General features: G+C 58.7%; 21 protein-coding genes and 1 pseudogene. 20 read left to right on the plus strand and 2 right to left on the minus strand.

Annotated features, from left to right (window positions below; all coding sequences use genetic code 11):
* Nucleotides 1–5 precede the first annotated feature (5 nt).
* The 18 genes from F3J24_RS24975 (at nucleotide 6) to F3J24_RS18030 (ending at nucleotide 12,444) form a co-directional block, all read left to right on the plus strand.
* Nucleotides 6–458, plus strand: coding sequence for a S24 family peptidase (locus F3J24_RS24975; RefSeq protein WP_240154376.1), 453 nt, complete (start codon nucleotides 6–8; stop codon nucleotides 456–458).
* 508 nt (nucleotides 459–966) lie between these two features.
* A complete protein-coding gene (locus F3J24_RS17950) occupies nucleotides 967–1,524 on the plus strand; it encodes a hypothetical protein (protein ID WP_167009293.1) in 558 nt (185 codons plus the stop codon).
* A 16-nt stretch (nucleotides 1,525–1,540) separates the two neighbouring features.
* Nucleotides 1,541–1,777 carry a hypothetical protein gene (locus F3J24_RS17955; RefSeq protein WP_240154360.1) on the plus strand — a complete coding sequence of 79 codons (237 nt, stop codon included), beginning with the start codon at nucleotides 1,541–1,543 and terminating at the stop codon, nucleotides 1,775–1,777.
* Between the two features lie 635 nt (nucleotides 1,778–2,412).
* Nucleotides 2,413–2,793, plus strand: a complete 381-nt coding sequence (locus F3J24_RS17960; protein ID WP_167009296.1) for a hypothetical protein — start codon at nucleotides 2,413–2,415, stop codon at nucleotides 2,791–2,793.
* 78 nt (nucleotides 2,794–2,871) lie between these two features.
* Nucleotides 2,872–3,051 (plus strand): hypothetical protein, encoded by a 180-nt coding sequence (locus F3J24_RS17965; RefSeq protein WP_034397379.1) that lies wholly within the window; start codon nucleotides 2,872–2,874, stop codon nucleotides 3,049–3,051.
* A gap of 168 nt (nucleotides 3,052–3,219) precedes the next feature.
* On the plus strand, nucleotides 3,220–3,453 hold the full coding sequence (locus tag F3J24_RS17970; protein WP_167009299.1) for a hypothetical protein: 234 nt from the start codon (nucleotides 3,220–3,222) through the stop codon (nucleotides 3,451–3,453).
* Nucleotides 3,446–3,664, plus strand: coding sequence for a hypothetical protein (locus F3J24_RS17975; protein ID WP_167009301.1), 219 nt, complete (start codon nucleotides 3,446–3,448; stop codon nucleotides 3,662–3,664). Before F3J24_RS17970 ends, F3J24_RS17975 begins: the two co-directional genes overlap by 8 nt.
* On the plus strand, nucleotides 3,661–3,948 hold the full coding sequence (locus F3J24_RS24840; RefSeq protein WP_205244832.1) for a hypothetical protein: 288 nt from the start codon (nucleotides 3,661–3,663) through the stop codon (nucleotides 3,946–3,948). The genes F3J24_RS17975 and F3J24_RS24840 overlap by 4 nt, the downstream gene beginning before the upstream one ends.
* Before the next feature lie 29 nt (nucleotides 3,949–3,977).
* Nucleotides 3,978–4,964 carry a recombination-associated protein RdgC gene (locus F3J24_RS17985; protein ID WP_167009303.1) on the plus strand — a complete coding sequence of 329 codons (987 nt, stop codon included), beginning with the start codon at nucleotides 3,978–3,980 and terminating at the stop codon, nucleotides 4,962–4,964.
* A 10-nt stretch (nucleotides 4,965–4,974) separates the two neighbouring features.
* A complete protein-coding gene (locus F3J24_RS17990) occupies nucleotides 4,975–5,469 on the plus strand; it encodes a hypothetical protein (protein ID WP_167009305.1) in 495 nt (164 codons plus the stop codon).
* Between the two features lie 95 nt (nucleotides 5,470–5,564).
* A complete protein-coding gene (locus tag F3J24_RS17995) occupies nucleotides 5,565–7,358 on the plus strand; it encodes a DNA cytosine methyltransferase (protein ID WP_167009307.1) in 1,794 nt (597 codons plus the stop codon).
* Between the two features lie 55 nt (nucleotides 7,359–7,413).
* Complete coding sequence (locus F3J24_RS18000; RefSeq protein ID WP_167009309.1) at nucleotides 7,414–7,704, plus strand: hypothetical protein; 291 nt, start codon at nucleotides 7,414–7,416, stop codon at nucleotides 7,702–7,704.
* Between the two features lie 13 nt (nucleotides 7,705–7,717).
* Nucleotides 7,718–9,097 carry a hypothetical protein gene (locus F3J24_RS18005; protein ID WP_167009311.1) on the plus strand — a complete coding sequence of 460 codons (1,380 nt, stop codon included), beginning with the start codon at nucleotides 7,718–7,720 and terminating at the stop codon, nucleotides 9,095–9,097.
* Nucleotides 9,098–9,844 carry a hypothetical protein gene (locus F3J24_RS18010; RefSeq protein WP_167009313.1) on the plus strand — a complete coding sequence of 249 codons (747 nt, stop codon included), beginning with the start codon at nucleotides 9,098–9,100 and terminating at the stop codon, nucleotides 9,842–9,844.
* Nucleotides 9,841–10,104, plus strand: a complete 264-nt coding sequence (locus F3J24_RS18015) for a hypothetical protein (protein WP_167009315.1) — start codon at nucleotides 9,841–9,843, stop codon at nucleotides 10,102–10,104. The genes F3J24_RS18010 and F3J24_RS18015 overlap by 4 nt, the downstream gene beginning before the upstream one ends.
* A 250-nt stretch (nucleotides 10,105–10,354) precedes the next feature.
* Nucleotides 10,355–10,870, plus strand: a complete 516-nt coding sequence (locus tag F3J24_RS24845) for a hypothetical protein (RefSeq protein ID WP_205244833.1) — start codon at nucleotides 10,355–10,357, stop codon at nucleotides 10,868–10,870.
* 330 nt (nucleotides 10,871–11,200) lie between these two features.
* The gene (locus F3J24_RS18025; RefSeq protein WP_167009318.1) at nucleotides 11,201–11,416 is read left to right on the plus strand and encodes a hypothetical protein; all 216 of its coding nucleotides are present in this window, start codon (nucleotides 11,201–11,203) and stop codon (nucleotides 11,414–11,416) included.
* On the plus strand, nucleotides 11,413–12,444 hold the full coding sequence (locus F3J24_RS18030; RefSeq protein ID WP_240154361.1) for an integrase: 1,032 nt from the start codon (nucleotides 11,413–11,415) through the stop codon (nucleotides 12,442–12,444). The genes F3J24_RS18025 and F3J24_RS18030 overlap by 4 nt, the downstream gene beginning before the upstream one ends.
* 801 nt (nucleotides 12,445–13,245) lie before the next feature.
* Here the strand turns inward: F3J24_RS18030 and F3J24_RS18035 are convergent.
* Nucleotides 13,246–14,010, minus strand: a complete 765-nt coding sequence (locus F3J24_RS18035; protein WP_167009320.1) for a response regulator transcription factor — start codon at nucleotides 14,008–14,010, stop codon at nucleotides 13,246–13,248.
* A 490-nt stretch (nucleotides 14,011–14,500) separates the two neighbouring features.
* On the minus strand, nucleotides 14,501–14,680 hold the full coding sequence (locus tag F3J24_RS25180; protein WP_370527743.1) for a hypothetical protein: 180 nt from the start codon (nucleotides 14,678–14,680) through the stop codon (nucleotides 14,501–14,503).
* On the opposite strand from F3J24_RS25180, the gene F3J24_RS24850 reads away from it, so the two are divergent.
* Both F3J24_RS24850 and F3J24_RS18050 read left to right on the plus strand, forming a co-directional pair.
* On the plus strand, nucleotides 14,598–15,221 hold the full coding sequence (locus tag F3J24_RS24850; RefSeq protein ID WP_370527744.1) for a hypothetical protein: 624 nt from the start codon (nucleotides 14,598–14,600) through the stop codon (nucleotides 15,219–15,221). The genes F3J24_RS25180 and F3J24_RS24850 overlap by 83 nt on opposite strands.
* A 72-nt stretch (nucleotides 15,222–15,293) precedes the next feature.
* A pseudogene (locus tag F3J24_RS18050) lies at nucleotides 15,294–15,671 on the plus strand (hypothetical protein); the annotation flags it as partial.

Consider the following 15,671-nt stretch of genomic DNA (forward strand, 5'->3'; position numbering starts at 1 on the left):
GACCAATGACAACAGACTCAATAACAACCGAACCTTCTAACGTTGAGCCAGCGCTTGAACTTAAAAAATCTCGGCGCGTCCCAGTCACAGGAAGTGTCCGCGGCGGACCTGATGGCTATCTAGTTCAAGACAACGGCACTGAGGGCTGGGTGGAATACTGGACTGGCGACCCTCGGGCATACGCTTTGCGCATCAAAGGGGACTCCATGCATCCTCGCTACCGCGCTGGAGAGTATGTAGTTGTGACTCCCAGCATTGAGGCGCAGTCAGGTCGTGACGTGGTCGTCAAGCTGATTGACGGAAAGTGCTTGCTCAAGCAGTTCAACTGGACTCGAGGCGATGAAATGCAGTTCGTGAGCATCAACAACGGTTACGAGCCAATGACGATCAGCAAAGAGGACATCGAGTGCGTCGACCGAGTGGCGGGCTGTGTTGGACCCGACGCCATGGTCTTCTAAGCCTTACCACCTTGACACCAGCCCGCTTCGGCGGGCTTTTTCATGCCCGCAACAAAACACAATGTTCAAACACGGTGTTGACATGCTCAGAACACCATGTTTAAATTCATCCGTCGCTGCAATCACCGTGTTGCTGGCGATGGGTGCCAAGTGATCGAGCCAGCACCAAGGTTCATGCAGCCGCACGGCTGGGTAAACACAGGGCACCGCGGGCGGCAGCGGGATACAAAAGGTCGTCGGTCGCTCTAGTCAGTACTGCTCTGCCCCCGGATGGGATCGGCAACAGGAACATCGAAAGGCCTCGCGAAATCCATCCGCTGGGTTCTATACGGCGGTGAGGCATTCAGGGAGGCCGAGAGCAAAAACGCCCAGCGCGCAAGCGCCGCCGCCCGGAGCGCATCCGGGGTTCAAACCAAAGCCTTGCTTGCAGGGCTTCCGTTTGAGTTGACCTAGAGACCCAATTCGCTTAAGAATACTGTATAAATAAACAGTTAAATCAAGGAATGCCATGAACTGTCGTCTTGGTGATCTGGCCATCGTGGTCAACGATCTTGACTACCCCAACAACAACGGCTGCCTGCTCGAGATCATTGCTCGAGCCCAGGCCGGCGCTTATTCAATTCCCGCCGACTGGGTTGGACGCCCTCTTTCGACATTTGATTTCGGTGGACGCCGAAACAGCCCAGGTGATGGGCGCTCTGTTGTCTACAGGGATTGCGAACTGCGCCCACTGCGCAACAGCGACGGCGCCGACGAAACCCTCGCGTGGGCTGAGCCGCCCAAGAAGGCGGACACCAAGATTCCCGCCACAAAGCAAGAAGAGACAGTGACAGCCACCCTGCAGACTTCTTTCCTGGGCGCCACTGTGCAGTGTGCCGAGCAATTCGTCAGCGGGGCCTGGAGCCTGACTGTGCGCAGTGGAGACATGGGGTTTGACGTCCGTGTGGATGCTCATATTGCGCCGCCCAGTGGCTTCCACCCTGGCGACCGCATCCGCCTGGAATACAAAAAAGGCGACAACCCATTTTTCGGGCCCTTCATCAAGGCGCACCTGCTGAATGCATAGGGACGCCCCACTACCAATGGACTTCAAAACTATGGAAGCAGTCAACACCACCCATACGCCTCCCAACCCCAACAGCCCCAACGGATGCTGGGCACGGCACGGCTACCGAGTGGAGCGCACGGAGCGCGCCATGGGTTCCCCGAAGCGAGACATTTATGGTCCTGACGGCACGCTGGTGCTGGAGGATTCTGACTACGACGAAGAGATGGCCTACTGCCGCCAGCACGGGCTTCTGCAACCGGCGACTGCCTGATGGAGATTGAAATGTGAGTGATTGGCCAGCATGCGGCTTGCATGCGCCCTCCCCCGCAGGGCTAAGCGGGGCCATCAAGAAAGAGCGCGGCACTGAAAAACTGAAACCGGGTGTGGAGTTTGGTAATCCGAGATACCGCCACCGACAGACCGAAAGCCCGGTGATCCGCTCTTTTTCTTGATGGTGCCGGGGGTAGGCTCTCCGGTTCTTACAAACCAGGCCTGCAAGGCCCGGCTGGAATACTGCAAGAGGCTAAATGCACCAGTCTTAGGTGCCCATCATGAACACCCCGGGAAAGTAGCGGGGGCTATCTGGCGTGACTGCTCGAGCAGGTACGGCAGCACAGGAATTCGCCTGAGCTGCTGTCAGTTAGGAGCACGGCGCTTGCGCCGTGGCGACAGTGGTCACGTCAGATGGCGCAGCACCTTTTATTAACCCAAGTGCGCATTTCTTCTGCCTGACCCTCATCGGGCAGAAGGAAGCTGCGCCATCTAACTTTTCCGCCGGGTCTGGGGACTATCTCCTCCCTCCCTCTCTGAACCATTCCCCAGGCAGACCCGAAAGGTCACCGGCTCTTTATTCAAGCCCGCAGCAATCGCTCGCGGGCTTTTTCTTTGCCCACAACAGGAGACTCCATGTCCACGTCTTCACCCGAGCAGGATCCTCTGCGCATCCTTGCCTACTTCTTCATCTTGGCTGATGGCCACAGCCATGGCGGCGCCCGCGCCGCAGCCGGGATGCTGCTGAGCTTCTACAACGGCCACCGCTTCCAGTTTGATCTGACCGATCTGCGCGTACTTGACGATAGGCACCTGCAGATGGCCTTGGTGCTCATGAAGTTCGACGCTCGCATAAGGCGAGAAGTGCACGAACACCTCAACCTCATGTACGGGCGAAGCGACTTCGGTTCGCGGTTTGAGCACATCGCTCACAAGTGGCGCATGAAAGGCAAATGCAAGCGCGACCTGCTCACACCTGTCGAACCCATCACCCTTGCCGACCCCTTCACCGACTGACGCCTCAAATGACAAGCACTACTTACCCAGTTGATGAAGACCTCGTGCAACGCCTGCGCGAGAAGGGAGGCCTGTGAAATGGCCGCGCATCTCCACCATCGCCCTCGTGCTGCTGATAGCCGCCCTGCTCCTGATCGCCCCGGCCCTGGAACAAAGCTACTGATTGCCCTTCAGTGGGCGCTGACCCTCTTCGGCCTCTTCTGCCTGATCGGCGCGGCCGTGGTGATCGCCCAGACCCCCGATGCCTGGCCCATGTGAGTGCGATCGACTCAATTTTGATAGCTGCTTGCGCTTGTGGCATGGGCGGTAGAGGTTATTTCGATGCGTTTTCAGGATCCCTTTGAATTCTTGAGAGTCTTCGGCTCCGGAGCAACCGCCGCGCGGCTGGGTCAGGCGATTGGCGTATCCCCAAAGATCGCCGCCCGCATGGCAAAGCAGAACGGCCACACGCCACTGCTCAGCGAGAAGCCCATCCCCGGCCTGGAGCACTTGCCCGGGCTTCCTGCCTTTGCCATCACCAGCCGCACCAGGGCAGGCGGCACCGTTCACCGCATTGACTGCAACACATCCGGCGACAGCCCTGGCTATCGCTCCCTGCTCATCCACCGTAGTGCTCTGCATTGCGATGAAGACCCCCAAGAGGATGAAACCCATGATTAAAGGCCTCGCCGCTATCGCGCTCGCCGTCTGCTCAGTGATCTTGTTGCTGCTGTGGATTACCTCGCCTGTGCAAGCAGAAGAGGAACCCAGCGAGCCCCCGTCCCCCGCCGGCACCGTCCGTATGGCTGCCCGCGATGCCTTCGTCTGCCCCGGCATGCACGCCGAGTGGCTGGATGAAAAGACCGTTCAATGCTTGAAAGTGACTCAATGAGCAGATCCCCCAGTGAAGCCAGCCGCGAATTCATGGTGCGTGGCTGGCAAGTCCTCTCTCCCGCAGAGCGCGCCGAGCGCGAAGCCCAGCAGCGCCAGCCAGACCGCACACGCTACACGCCGCCATCGGATTGCTATGACGGCAAGGAGCTGCAGCGCACACCAGGCATCCCAGACTCTCGCTTCCGCGCCTTTGAGCTGCCCAGCCGGGCCCATGGCCAGCTGAACTACCCAGACGGCACGCGAGTCCCTTTCCCTGAACTCGCCAACGACAAAGCCCGCTGATAAGCGGGTTTCGCATTTTTGGAGCTCGAATGTTCAAGAACATGATCATTTACCGCATTGCCGAAAGCTGGCAAAGCGATCTGCAGGCGCTGGAGGATGCCCTGCAGAAGACAGTTTTCGAGGAGTGCGGCGCCACGCAGGAGCGCTCTGTGGGCTGGGTGCCGCCGCGCGGCGAGGCCCATGGCCCGCTGGCGGAAAGCGTGGCTGGTCAGTGGGTGATGCGCTTCATAAGCGAGTCCAAGGTGCTGCCGGCCAGCGTGCTGAACCGCAAGGTCAACGAGAAGGCCGAGCACATCGAAAAGACCGAGGGCCGCAAGCCCGGCAAGAAGGAGAAGAAGGAGCTCAAGGACGAGGCCAAGCTGGACCTGCTGCCCATGGCCTTCACCAAGCAGGGCAGCATGTGGGTCTGGATCGATCCGCAGGCGCGCACGCTGGTGCTCGATACCAGCGCCCAAGGCCGCGCCGACGAGGTGGTGACGCTGCTGGTCGAAGGCCTGCCCGGCTTTGCCCTGGCACTGTTGGACACGCAGACCAGCCCACAGGCCGCCATGGCGCACTGGCTGATGACTCAGGAGCCGCCCGCCGGCTTCTCGGCCGACCGCGAAACGGAGCTGAAAGCCGCGGACGAATCCAAGGCCGTGGTGCGCTACGCACGCCACCCGCTGGATATTGATGAAGTCCGCCAGCACATAGAGCACGGCAAGATTCCGACCAAGCTGGCGATGACCTGGGACGACCGCGTGAGCTTTGTGCTGACCGCAGGCCTGCAGATCAAGAACATCGCGCTGCTGGATGCAGTCATGGACGGCAACAGCAAGGACGACAGCGGCTTTGATACTGATGTGACCATTGCCACCGGCGAGCTTTCCCGCCTGATTCCCGACCTGATCGAAGCGCTGGGCGGCGAAGGCCGCACCTGCCTGGGCGACCTGCCCGCCTCGCTGGCTACCAGCGCCAGCACGACCGGCCCGAAGGCCGCGCCAAAAGACACCGCACCAGGCGAAAGCCCGTTCTAAGGAGTTCACCATGACAGCCCAGGAAACACACCCCGGCCTGCTGGCCATTGATCAGCAAGCTAAATTTGTGGTGCGACGCAACCGTGCAAAGGAGCTCCGCGAGCAAGCTGCAAGCCTGCGCCGCGAAGCAAAGGCCGCCAAGCTGAGCGTGGATGCAGCCGAGCTGCGACGGAATGCTAAACCGCTGACCGAAGAGGCCTACGGCCTGGAACTCGAAGCCAAGGCCCACAAGAAAAAGGTGGTGGAGCACACTGCGGCTGCCACGGAATTGCTCAACAAGCGAATGCCCCCCGAGTTCGCTACCTGGGGAATTATGAAAACGCGCGCCTACACAAAGGTGCTTGGCGTGCTGGTGGCTCAAGACAAGCGCGTTCACCCAAATTTGCCACTGGCTACCCAAGCCATTCAGCTACTGCTGACGCACAACACCTGGGAAGACGACTTGCTGCCCCAACTGGCGGCCATCACCACCGTGCCGCGAGAGCTTCCCAGCGCCAGCCACTGAACATCTATTCATAGATTTGCATGATCTGGGCCCCGTGCCCAAATCAATGAATCAAATGCCCGCCACTGCGCGGGCTTTGTCATTTCTGGAGCCCTATGCTTACCCCTCAATTTGTGCTGCCCGTCCACACTGAGCTGGTCGTGGATCTGTTTGCCGGCGGCGGTGGAGCCTCCACCGGTATCGAGCAGGCCATTGGCCGCCATGTCGATATTGCCGTCAACCACGACCCCGAAGCTGTCAGTCTGCACACGGCCAACCATCCGCAAACGCGCCACTTCTGCAGCGATGTGTTTGAGGTGGACCCGCTGGCAGTCACAGACGGACAGCCGGTCGGCCTGCTCTGGGCCAGCCCGGATTGCAAGCACTTCAGCAAAGCCAAGGGCGGCAAGCCGGTCAGCAAAAAGATTCGCGGCCTGGCCTGGGTCGTGATCAAGTGGGCCAAGCTGACCCGTCCCCGAGTCATCTGCCTGGAGAACGTCGAGGAGTTCCAGACCTGGGGGCCTCTTGGCGTGGATTCGCGGCCGTGCCCCGAGCGCAAGGGTCAGACCTTCCAGCGCTGGGTGAGCCAGCTACGCAACCTGGGCTACAAGGTCGAATGGAAGGAGCTGCGCGCCTGCGACTTCGGGGCGCCGACCATCCGCAAGCGTCTATTCCTGGTGGCCCGCCGCGATGGTCTGCCCATCACCTGGCCGCGGCCGACCCACGCCCAGCCCGACGAGAGCGGCAAGGTTCTCAAGGGATTCAAGCCATGGCGCACCGCAGCGGATTGCATCGACTGGAGCATTGCCGCGCCGTCCATCTTCGAGCGCGAGCGCCCGCTGGCTGACGCCACTTGCCGGCGCATTGCCAAGGGCATCGACCGCTATGTGGTGAAGACTGCAAAGCCGTACATCGTGTCCCTGACACACCAGGGCGGCGACCGCACAGAATCGCTGGGCGAGCCATTCAAGACGATCACCGGAGCCAATCGAGGCGAGAAAGCCCTGGCCGTGCCGACACTGGTGCAAACCGGCTATGGAGAGCGCGCCGGCCAGGCGCCGCGCGTGCCCGGCCTGGACAAGCCGCTGGGCACCGTGGTGGGTAGCCCCAAGCATGCCCTGGTGCAGGCCTTCCTGGCAAAGCACTACACGGGCGTGGTCGGCACCGAGTTGGATCACCCCACTGGCACAGTCACCACCAGCGATCACCACAGCTTGGTAACTGCTCACTTAACCAAGTTCCGCGTGGGCAGTGTCGGCTCAGCCGCAGACGAGCCTCTGCATACCGTGACCGCCGGCGGCACGCCTGCCCGACCCAGCACTGGCAACACCATGGGTCTGGTCACAGCCAACCTGGTGCACCTGGGCCACGGCGAGGGCAAGGACGGGACAAAGCGATTCAGCCACGGCATCCGCGATGTGGTCGCACCGCTCAACACCGTCACCGCCCAGGGGGCGACCGCAGGTCTGGTCACCAGCCACATGGTCAAGCTGCGCAACAACCAGTTCGGCCAGTCGCATGAGGAGCCATTCCCGACGCTGACAGCGGGCGGCGGCCACGCGGGCGAAGTCCGGGCCTTCCTGGTGAAGTACTACAGCGATGGCGGCCAGGACGCGAGCTGCGCAGATCCCATGCACACGATCCCCACCAAGGACCGCATGGGCCTGGTCATGGTCCATGGCGAGCCCTATGCCATCGTGGACATTGGCCTGCGCATGCTCACCCCGCGCGAGCTCTACCGCGCCCAGGGCTTCCCCGAGAGCTACATCATCGACCGCGGCGCGGCCGGCGAGGCCATCACCAAGACGGCCCAGGTCCGCATGTGCGGTAACAGCGTTTGCCCGCCCCTCTCGCGCGCCATCGTGGCCGCGAACTACAGCGAAGCAGGCCAGCTCCGAAAAGTTGCCTGACCACCAACACCCCAGCCCGCAGCCGCGGGCTTTTCTCATTCTGGGAGCCACCCTTATGGGCACACCTAAGCCATTCGCAAAGCTTTTCGAGCACCCCGCCTTGGGCCAGTTGCTGGTGCAGCGCAGCACCAACGATGACGACAGGCCAGGCCTGCGCATCACCTTCGACCCGGGAATTGACGAGTTGCAGCCCTGCGACATCTTCCTGTCAGTTGGCGGGGTCGATGACGAAACCGCAGAGCGCGCCGCTGATGAGTTGTTCGCCCGCTTCGACGAGGAAATGGCCATCGCATCCGTCCAAAAGCAGGTTGACCAACTCAAGCAGATGTACAGCAACCGCCACTAAGGGAGCCACCAAGATGACAGATAAGAACCCACTCGCGCACTACAGTGGCGTATTGTCACAGGCCGTGCAGGAGAGCGCGACAGCCAATGTGCCAGCCTCCGGAGCAGCTGCACTCAGCGCATACCTGCAAGACTGCGAGCAGCATTCGATTGTTCCGGATGTCGGCGGCGCGTTTGCCTCGGCATTCGCAGCTGGCTTCAACTTGGCCACGTCCCAGGCAGCCCCTGCACAGACAGCACAGCAAGCGCCTGCCGAGGGATTTGAACTCTGGTGGGAAGACCACATGCCAAAAGCTGGGCAGTCGGAGGCATGGGCCGCATGGGTAGAGCTTCACAAGGCAGCGCCCGCAGCCGTGGCAGTGCCTGATGAGCGCGAGGCATTTGAGCGATCGTATGCAGCTCACGCAATCGAATATGCAGGCCTCGATGACACGTTGGAAGCCGTTCAGCTGCGACTTGAAGAAAACCGGCGCGATAAAGACCGCTATGAGCATCTGCATGATTCAGGCGCATGGGTTGGCTGGAGGCTTGCCCGCGCCGCGCTTGCCGCCACCCCAGCCGCCGTGGAGGCACCTGCCACCGAGCGAATGATGCAGCTGGTAGATGCTTGGTTCAGCCAGATGAAATCGGGCAATGTGATTTCCCAAGGCATGGCGCGACAGAGGATTGTCATGTTTGTCGACACGCTTGCCGCCACCCCGGCAGCCGCGCCAGTTGCCCATAGGGTGCTTCGTAAAAATACGATCACTGGTGAATGGACCGCTGATGGCCGGTATTGGGACGATGGAGCGCCCGCAGCCGAATTGGTTGCTGAGACAGCCAAGATGGATGGCCAATGGCGGGTTGAATGCGCGTATGCCACCCCGGCAGCCGCTGCGCCAGTGGTGCTGCCTGAGACTGATGTCATCATCAATGAAGTGATGGATCTGGTGGAGCGCTATGCAGATGCTGTTGCGTCAGATATGGAACTTCAATATGAGGCCTTGGAAATATCCATCAAATCCAAGCTGCGCGCCCTGCTGGCCGGAGTATCTGCACCGGCTGCGCTGGCGGTGGAGCCTGTTTACACATGGACAGGCACCGAAGCAGACGACGCAATGATTCTGCTGGGCCGCATGGATGACAGCCTAGACCGTGAACGCATCGACCAGCTTGAGCAGATCGTTCCGCGACTGGGTGCACGCATCAATGCACTGACAGCCGAACTTGCGGCACCCCAGGCGCAGGCAGACGCGCGGGATGCGGAGCGCTATCGCTATCTCACGCAGCAATTGGGTGATTACTGCATTACGGACGCCATGGAAAACACTTCTGGCGTTTACAAAGCAGGCGCGGCTGACTCGGTGATTGACGCCGCCATCGCCGCCCAGACAGCCCAGCAGGGAGGTGCCTGAGTGATTCATTACCACGGCCTGCCCATCACGCCAGAGACAGCAGCAGCCCAGGTATTGCAAGCAGGCCATGGCTTTGTGAGCTTCTCCGAGCCACGAAATCTGGCTCTTGCCATTTCTGTATGCCAGTCGTTTGCTATTGATAACGGAGCATTCACAGCATGGAAGCAAGGCCAGCCTGTCTCAGACTGGAGCGACTTCTATGGATGGGCCGCCGATGCACAGATGGTGCCAGCCTGCGACTTCGCTGTGGTGCCTGACGTTATCGATGGCAGCGAAGCAGACAACGATGCACTGCTGACAGATTGGCCGCTTGGCCGGTTCTTTGGCGCTCCTGTTTGGCACATGCATGAAAGCCTTGATCGGCTGGAACGCATGGCCAGCGACTGGCCCCGCCTGTGCATCGGCAGCTCAGGTGAGTTCGCCACTGTCGGAAGCGCTGCATGGTGGGGCCGCATTGCACAGGCTATGGCCGTGGTCTGCGACGACCAGGGCCGCCCTGGCGTTCGAATGCACGGGCTGCGCATGCTGAACCCAGAGGTGTTCAGTCGCTTGCCATTCGCCAGCGCGGACAGCACGAACATCGGCCGAAACATCGGAATCGACCAGGCTTGGCGCGGCACTTACACCCCGCCGACCAAAGAAGCTCGAGCAGCCGTCATGCGCGCTCGCATCGAATCTCAGAACGCTCCTGCGACCTGGGCACCCTTACCGGCAGAGCCGGAAGTAGAACAAGGAATGCTGCTTTGAACACCTACCGCTACACATTCGTGGCTGCTTGCCCAGCCAATGGCGAGCAGATCGTCTACAGCCTGGCTCTACAGCACAAGGACAAGGTGCTGGTGGAGCACATCAAGATCGCGTGCGCCCTTCATCGCCAGGGCTACCAAGAGGACATTGCTGCAGATCTGCATGCGCGCTTTGGCGGCGCTCTGACGCTGCGCGCCATGCATCACGGTGTCGAGATTGAAACTGTGCTGGCAGCCCAGCAGACACAAGGGGCCGAGTGATGGGGCGAAAGTACAAGCGCCTTCCAAGGCGCAAAGCTGGGCACACGCCATGGATAGATAGGACCTTGCCGCCTGTTCGCCATGGTGAGTATGAATGCATTGTCTGGTTTACGAGTAGCGCCCCGTCTTTCATCAAGAAGCTGTTTTGGGATAGTCGTGGATTCATCACGCCTTTCCCTATGGTGGTGGACTACTGGCGCGGACTGACAGAAGCAGGATTCAAGCGCGCTCAGGCGCAGAAAGGCCAAGCATGACATCCGAGCGCCCAGTTGGCTCGACCCCAACGCATTACCTCGTGGACGAGCACTACCAGCCTCAGCCCGATCTGCGGGCACTGGCTGCAGCTGCTGACAAGGGAGGCGAGCACATCTACACCCACTGGCGTGACAGCAACTCGGCCAAGGCCAATGAGGCCTGGTGCCAAGCGGCCAGCCCTGAGCTGGTCATTGGGCTGCTGGATCGCATCGCAGAGCTGGAGACCCAGCAGAAGCGCAAGCCACTGAAAGTTGCCGCACTGGACACTCGCCCGGTAATCGGCGATGACGAGTTGGCCAAGGCTTTCGCTGGCACGAATTTTGGCAGCGCGGATCACCGCCAAGAACTGCATGTTGCAGTTCTGAAGAAGGCATCCGGCTACCACTGCGGTCACACCATCACAACCATCATGCGAGAACTGCGCCTCATCGGCGTTCACGGGCTGCCCACAAAGAAGGGGCGCAGGCTGATAAGCCTCGCATTCCACGCACTGATGGTGGGTGGACCATGAGCAAGCGAGCCCGTGACCGAGGCGACAAGCGCGACAGATGGCGCGAACCTATCAACCACCCCGAGCCCCGCCACTGAGCGGGGTTCTGCTTTTTGGGAGACCTCATGGCAACCAGCGCCAGCACCGTGGGCCTGCCAGAAGACAAGGCCTACATAGCCCACCACTTCAACTGCCCTACCTGCTGCGCTGCCGGCTTATCCGGAGGGCAGCAGGAGCGGTGCACCGACGGTCTTCCGCTTTGGGATGCCTATATCCAGGCTGCCCGCCTTCTGCTCGAACCTTTGAAACCTAACCGCCGGCCCGCAAGGGCCATTTTTAATGGAGGCCGCCATGGAGCAAACTGGTGAATTCCTGTTGCCACAAGAAATAAAGCGCATGGCATCAGCTGGAAAGCTGGACCAGCAAGAGGCATTCCTGAAGAAAGAGGGAATCCCTCATAAACGCCTCGGCAGGCGTATTCTTGTTTCCCGCGCTCATGCCAGGGCGTGGCTGACTGGAGTGGTTTTCACGCCTTCGCGCGGGATTAACTTAGGAGCTGTCCGATGACTGGGGCCTATCCACGACTGCGCACCAGGACGCGCCGCCGCAAAAGCGGCAAGGTCGTGGTGTATTACTTCTATGACGCATCGACAGAAGGAAACGGGGAAATTCCCCTTGGCACCGACTTCGATAAAGCAATCGCTCAATGGAAAGACATTACGGAGAACGGCACTCACAGTGCGCGCATCACCGGCACGCTGGAGGAGGCATTCGCCGGCTGGGAATCAAAGGTGCTCCCTACCTACAAGAGCGAAGAGACGAAAAAAGGCTACGCCAAGAACCTCAGGATGATGCGCCCTGTCTTTGCTGATGCCACCTGGGACCAGGTGAGCTTGCCGGTAATCAAGGGCTACCTGACGAAGCGTACGGCAAAAACCCAGGGCAACCGGGAGATGTCCCTGCTCTCGCTCATCTGGAACTGGGCGCGCGGTGAAGGCCTGACCTCACTGCCCTGGCCGGCGGCCGGGATGGAGCGTAGCAAGTGGAAGAACAAGGAAAAGGCACGAAAGATCAAGGTTCGGGACGATGTGTTCGCGGCGATTTACGCCGAGGCAGCTCAGCACATCAAGGATTGCATGGATCTTGGATCCGCCACGGGCATGCGCCTTACGGACTGCATCACCGTTCTGATGCCTCGCGGTAACCTGCTCACGCTGGAGGCCAGCAAGACCGGCAAGGAGGCGGAGTGGGACTTGAACCTGTCGACAGTACTCCCCGACCTGGTGCGCAGGCGCAAAGCCCTTGGAGCCGATCACCTGATGCTGCTCTCCACGGCGGACGGTCAGCCAGTGTCATCCCAAGCGCTTCGCTATGGATGGGACAAAGCCCGGGGCGCGGCCGCGGAGAAGGCCAGCGAGCGCGGTGAGGCCGAGTTGGCCGAGGCAATCAGGAAGCTCTATCTGAGGGACATGCGCAAGCGCGCCGCCCAGAAAGCGGGCAGCCTGGAAGAGGCATCCAAGCTGCTGCAGCACAGCGACGAGCGCCTGACAGAACGCCATTACGGCGGCGTCCGGAGGCTGAAACCAGTGGGCTAAAAGTGTTCCGGTTTTGCCTCCTCTGCCTATAGAGAAGTGCTCCAAAAAATCCGGAACACATCGGCCCGCAGGCCGCATGAATCCTCAATTCTTCGCGGGACTCAAAATCCCCCGCCGCAAGGCGTGCCGGTTCGATTCCGGCCCCGGGCACCACATACTAAAAGCCGTTAAGTCTCAAGGAATTAGCGTCTTTTTATTTTTACCGGCTCGGCTCCTTTTCCCCCTGTGGCGATCGTGGTTGATTAATTGGCCATTCGTGAAAATGACTGCAGGCTCATGACGCAATTCGAGGCCAATTCGCCAAGCCTCGCGCCAGCAAGTTAGTGAGCGCAAGCCACGGCAGCGCCTTGACTGCTCAATGCCCAGCACCTCGAGGAATCACACGGCGCCTGCCTTGCTCTGGTTGTGGACAGGCCCTGCACCGAGCTGATGCACGACATCCGATCCGCGAGCCTGCGCATGATTTCTGCCAGTTCAGAAGATGACGCGATGCCAAAGTCACCAGCAGCCAAGAGCCAGGAAAGCCCCCCGCCCAGTCTGTGCACGATAGATGCGGCTTCCCAGCCAGCCGCACCAAGGAACCTGATGAAGCGGAAGATCTGCCGGATCATGGCAATGCGAACACCGATTGCGTGGCCGGCACCGGACGAAAACCTTCAGACAAAAGCGACTGAAATCTGGCGATCCGGCATTGCACTATCAAAAAATAGCAAGCCCAATATTTCAATACCGATTTTTTTCTAATTATTCCTGTAAGAAAAATTCGCTTTCATGAATAAAAAAACATGCGGTCAAGAATATCTAAATGATACCTTTCAATACCGCATATCTGACAGCCTGCGCCCGGGTTCTAACCTGCATTTTTCGGTAAATATTCTTCACATGCGTTGATACAGTCAAAGTGCTTATTTTCAAGTAGGACCCAATCTCGTGTGTCCTTTTTCCTTGAGCGATCAATCGCAAAACCTCTTTTTCTCTGTCAGTCAATGGCTCATAGTTTTTATATTCAAGAGGATTTTCTTCAGGAATGGAGGTTTGAAATATCTTTGGAAGAATTTTCTTCGCAACTATTGGAGATATGGAGGCCCCACCATTGGCCACTTCCAGCACGGCCTGCGAATAACTTCCAAACCATGAGTTCTTCAGCAAATATCCCACAACACCTTTTTTAAAAGCGTCCATGGCGACATCGTCTTTTTCACTGGAAGATATTGCAATGCTCAACACACCGGGCATTCTTAATTGAACCCAATCCAGTAAATCAGCCCCCTGTCCTTCGCTGAGAGAGAGATCAATGAGGAGCACATCGAACTCCTGCGCAAAGATACTCTTGCGTGCCTCTCGATAGCTAGAAGCTTGCCCTACCAGGATGGTCCGAGGATCACGCATGAGCTCCTGCGAGATCACATTCCGGATGTGGCTGTCCTCGTCGACCAGAAAAACCCGTACGGGCTGGCTCTTCTGGCCCTTCATGTCAGATGGCCACATATGCCCCAGGACAGAGGACGTGACTTCGGTGCCGCCTGCATCAAAGCGTGGCCCCTTGGATGAGTCAGAGAGGTACATGTGACACCCTATCTGGTGTAAAGGAAAGTTAAAAAATTTCCAGAAAAATAAAATTTCATCCCGTAAAAATCCATTGAAATCCCATAAAGAAAAATTAAGTTTATTTTCTTACAATTTTTCACCTGATAATTGGGTATTAATTCCAACACACCGATAGAAATTAGATAGAAACCCTTTGATTCTGAAACACAAGAGATAATATAAAAATGAAATAAAGATTACTTTTTTTAACACTGTAAGAATTTATCGCCAAATACTATGTTTTTAATAGCAATGATTGCAATATCCACATAGATATGCTCATTTCTTTCAAATGAAATTCTTCCTTGAAAAATACCTTCAAAAAGGGTATTACCGTTTACACATCGTTTTCTGAAACTGCTTCCAACCGAAAGCATGTTTTGGAAAGTAACTAAAAACTCCAAAACATGATGACGGTTAACACTGGCCTTTGCTTAATACCAAGCAATGGTCTTTCGCTCACACACTCTCAGTTTTCTGAGAACTCGCTATTCAAAGGAACGATCATGAAAAAGTCTCTGATTGCCATGGCGGTTATTGCGTTGGCTGGTGTTGCATCTGCTGCAGTGAGCAGCTCAAGCATTGCTGCGACTAACACGACGTCAAGTGCATCGTCTGCGACGCTGTCGGGTGCAGCCAGCTCGGGCAACGGAAGTGCGCTGAGCATGAATAGCGCCACCTCCGGCGCAACCTCGAATGCAAACGCTGCTGGCGGCGCTATCGGCGCAGGCAATTTTGGCGTCGGTGGGGCAGCTGTCGATGGTAGCGCAACTACCTTCGGCAACGTCAAGAGCCTTTCCGCAACCACCGGCAACGGTGTTGCAGGCGGCGTGGCTGCAACCAATGCCAATGCAGGCTCGGGTGCTGCAGCTGGCTACAGCGCCGGCCCGGTGAGCGGCACAGCCTTCGGTGGAGCTTCTTCGCAGACCGCGAATGTCGCTGCAACTGGCGCCGGCCCTGGCGGCGGTCTGGCTTATATCAACAACAACGCGGGCACCACATCTGGCTACAACGCCACATCGGGAGCCGTTTCCTCACCTTGGGGCGCTCTGACCAATACGACCTCGAACGCGGGCTCTGTGGGTACCGTCCATCAGAACGCCGGGGCATGGGGTAATGCCGGCTACCTCTCCAACGGTGGTGGCACTTCCGGCACTGCTGGTGCAGGCTCTACCGCCAACGCCAACTAAGGCAGCTGTTCCAAGATAGTCGTGATTGTCCCGGGCCTGGCCAGCCAGGCTCGGGCGACATAGGAGCCAAGCATGAAACTCTCAATAGCTCTGTTAAGTCTTTGCGTTCCTTTGTGCAGCTATGCGCAAAGTGCCGACAGCAGCGCGCAAAGCTCCTCCAGCTCCTCATCCGTGGGGGCCCAGCAAAATCAGTCGGTCACCATTGTCAATCCGGTTGCGGCTCCTGCGGAGAGTCGGTCGGTGTCCACAATGGACAGCAGGTCCACCTCGACTTCCGATCAGAACATTACAACGAACGGAACGACAACCCAGAATCTGAACAGCACGGTGTCCGGGACTTCCAAGAACATCGTGGAGTACACGGGCACCTACACCATGAAGAACGTTCCCAGCGTGAACGGCCCCAACCTCACGACCAGCAACGACACCTGCATGGGCAGCAGCAGCGGC

The sequence above is a fragment of the Comamonas sp. Tr-654 genome (assembly GCF_011752915.1).
In the GTDB taxonomy this organism is placed as follows: domain Bacteria; phylum Pseudomonadota; class Gammaproteobacteria; order Burkholderiales; family Burkholderiaceae_C; genus Comamonas.

What these genes read in the sequence shown, in the direction of transcription:
- F3J24_RS24975 (WP_240154376.1), top strand. Translation starts at nt 6, where the DNA reads ATGACAACAGACTCAATAACAACCGAACCTTCTAACGTTGAGCCAGCG.
- F3J24_RS17950 (WP_167009293.1), top strand. Translation starts at nt 967, where the DNA reads ATGAACTGTCGTCTTGGTGATCTGGCCATCGTGGTCAACGATCTTGAC.
- F3J24_RS17955 (WP_240154360.1), top strand. Translation starts at nt 1,541, where the DNA reads ATGGACTTCAAAACTATGGAAGCAGTCAACACCACCCATACGCCTCCC.
- F3J24_RS17960 (WP_167009296.1), top strand. Translation starts at nt 2,413, where the DNA reads ATGTCCACGTCTTCACCCGAGCAGGATCCTCTGCGCATCCTTGCCTAC.
- F3J24_RS17965 (WP_034397379.1), top strand. Translation starts at nt 2,872, where the DNA reads ATGGCCGCGCATCTCCACCATCGCCCTCGTGCTGCTGATAGCCGCCCT.
- F3J24_RS17970 (WP_167009299.1), top strand. Translation starts at nt 3,220, where the DNA reads ATGGCAAAGCAGAACGGCCACACGCCACTGCTCAGCGAGAAGCCCATC.
- F3J24_RS17975 (WP_167009301.1), top strand. Translation starts at nt 3,446, where the DNA reads ATGATTAAAGGCCTCGCCGCTATCGCGCTCGCCGTCTGCTCAGTGATC.
- F3J24_RS24840 (WP_205244832.1), top strand. Translation starts at nt 3,661, where the DNA reads ATGAGCAGATCCCCCAGTGAAGCCAGCCGCGAATTCATGGTGCGTGGC.
- F3J24_RS17985 (WP_167009303.1), top strand. Translation starts at nt 3,978, where the DNA reads ATGTTCAAGAACATGATCATTTACCGCATTGCCGAAAGCTGGCAAAGC.
- F3J24_RS17990 (WP_167009305.1), top strand. Translation starts at nt 4,975, where the DNA reads ATGACAGCCCAGGAAACACACCCCGGCCTGCTGGCCATTGATCAGCAA.
- F3J24_RS17995 (WP_167009307.1), top strand. Translation starts at nt 5,565, where the DNA reads ATGCTTACCCCTCAATTTGTGCTGCCCGTCCACACTGAGCTGGTCGTG.
- F3J24_RS18000 (WP_167009309.1), top strand. Translation starts at nt 7,414, where the DNA reads ATGGGCACACCTAAGCCATTCGCAAAGCTTTTCGAGCACCCCGCCTTG.
- F3J24_RS18005 (WP_167009311.1), top strand. Translation starts at nt 7,718, where the DNA reads ATGACAGATAAGAACCCACTCGCGCACTACAGTGGCGTATTGTCACAG.
- F3J24_RS24845 (WP_205244833.1), top strand. Translation starts at nt 10,355, where the DNA reads ATGACATCCGAGCGCCCAGTTGGCTCGACCCCAACGCATTACCTCGTG.
- F3J24_RS18025 (WP_167009318.1), top strand. Translation starts at nt 11,201, where the DNA reads ATGGAGCAAACTGGTGAATTCCTGTTGCCACAAGAAATAAAGCGCATG.
- F3J24_RS18030 (WP_240154361.1), top strand. Translation starts at nt 11,413, where the DNA reads ATGACTGGGGCCTATCCACGACTGCGCACCAGGACGCGCCGCCGCAAA.
- F3J24_RS18035 (WP_167009320.1), bottom strand. Translation starts at nt 14,010, where the DNA reads ATGTACCTCTCTGACTCATCCAAGGGGCCACGCTTTGATGCAGGCGGC.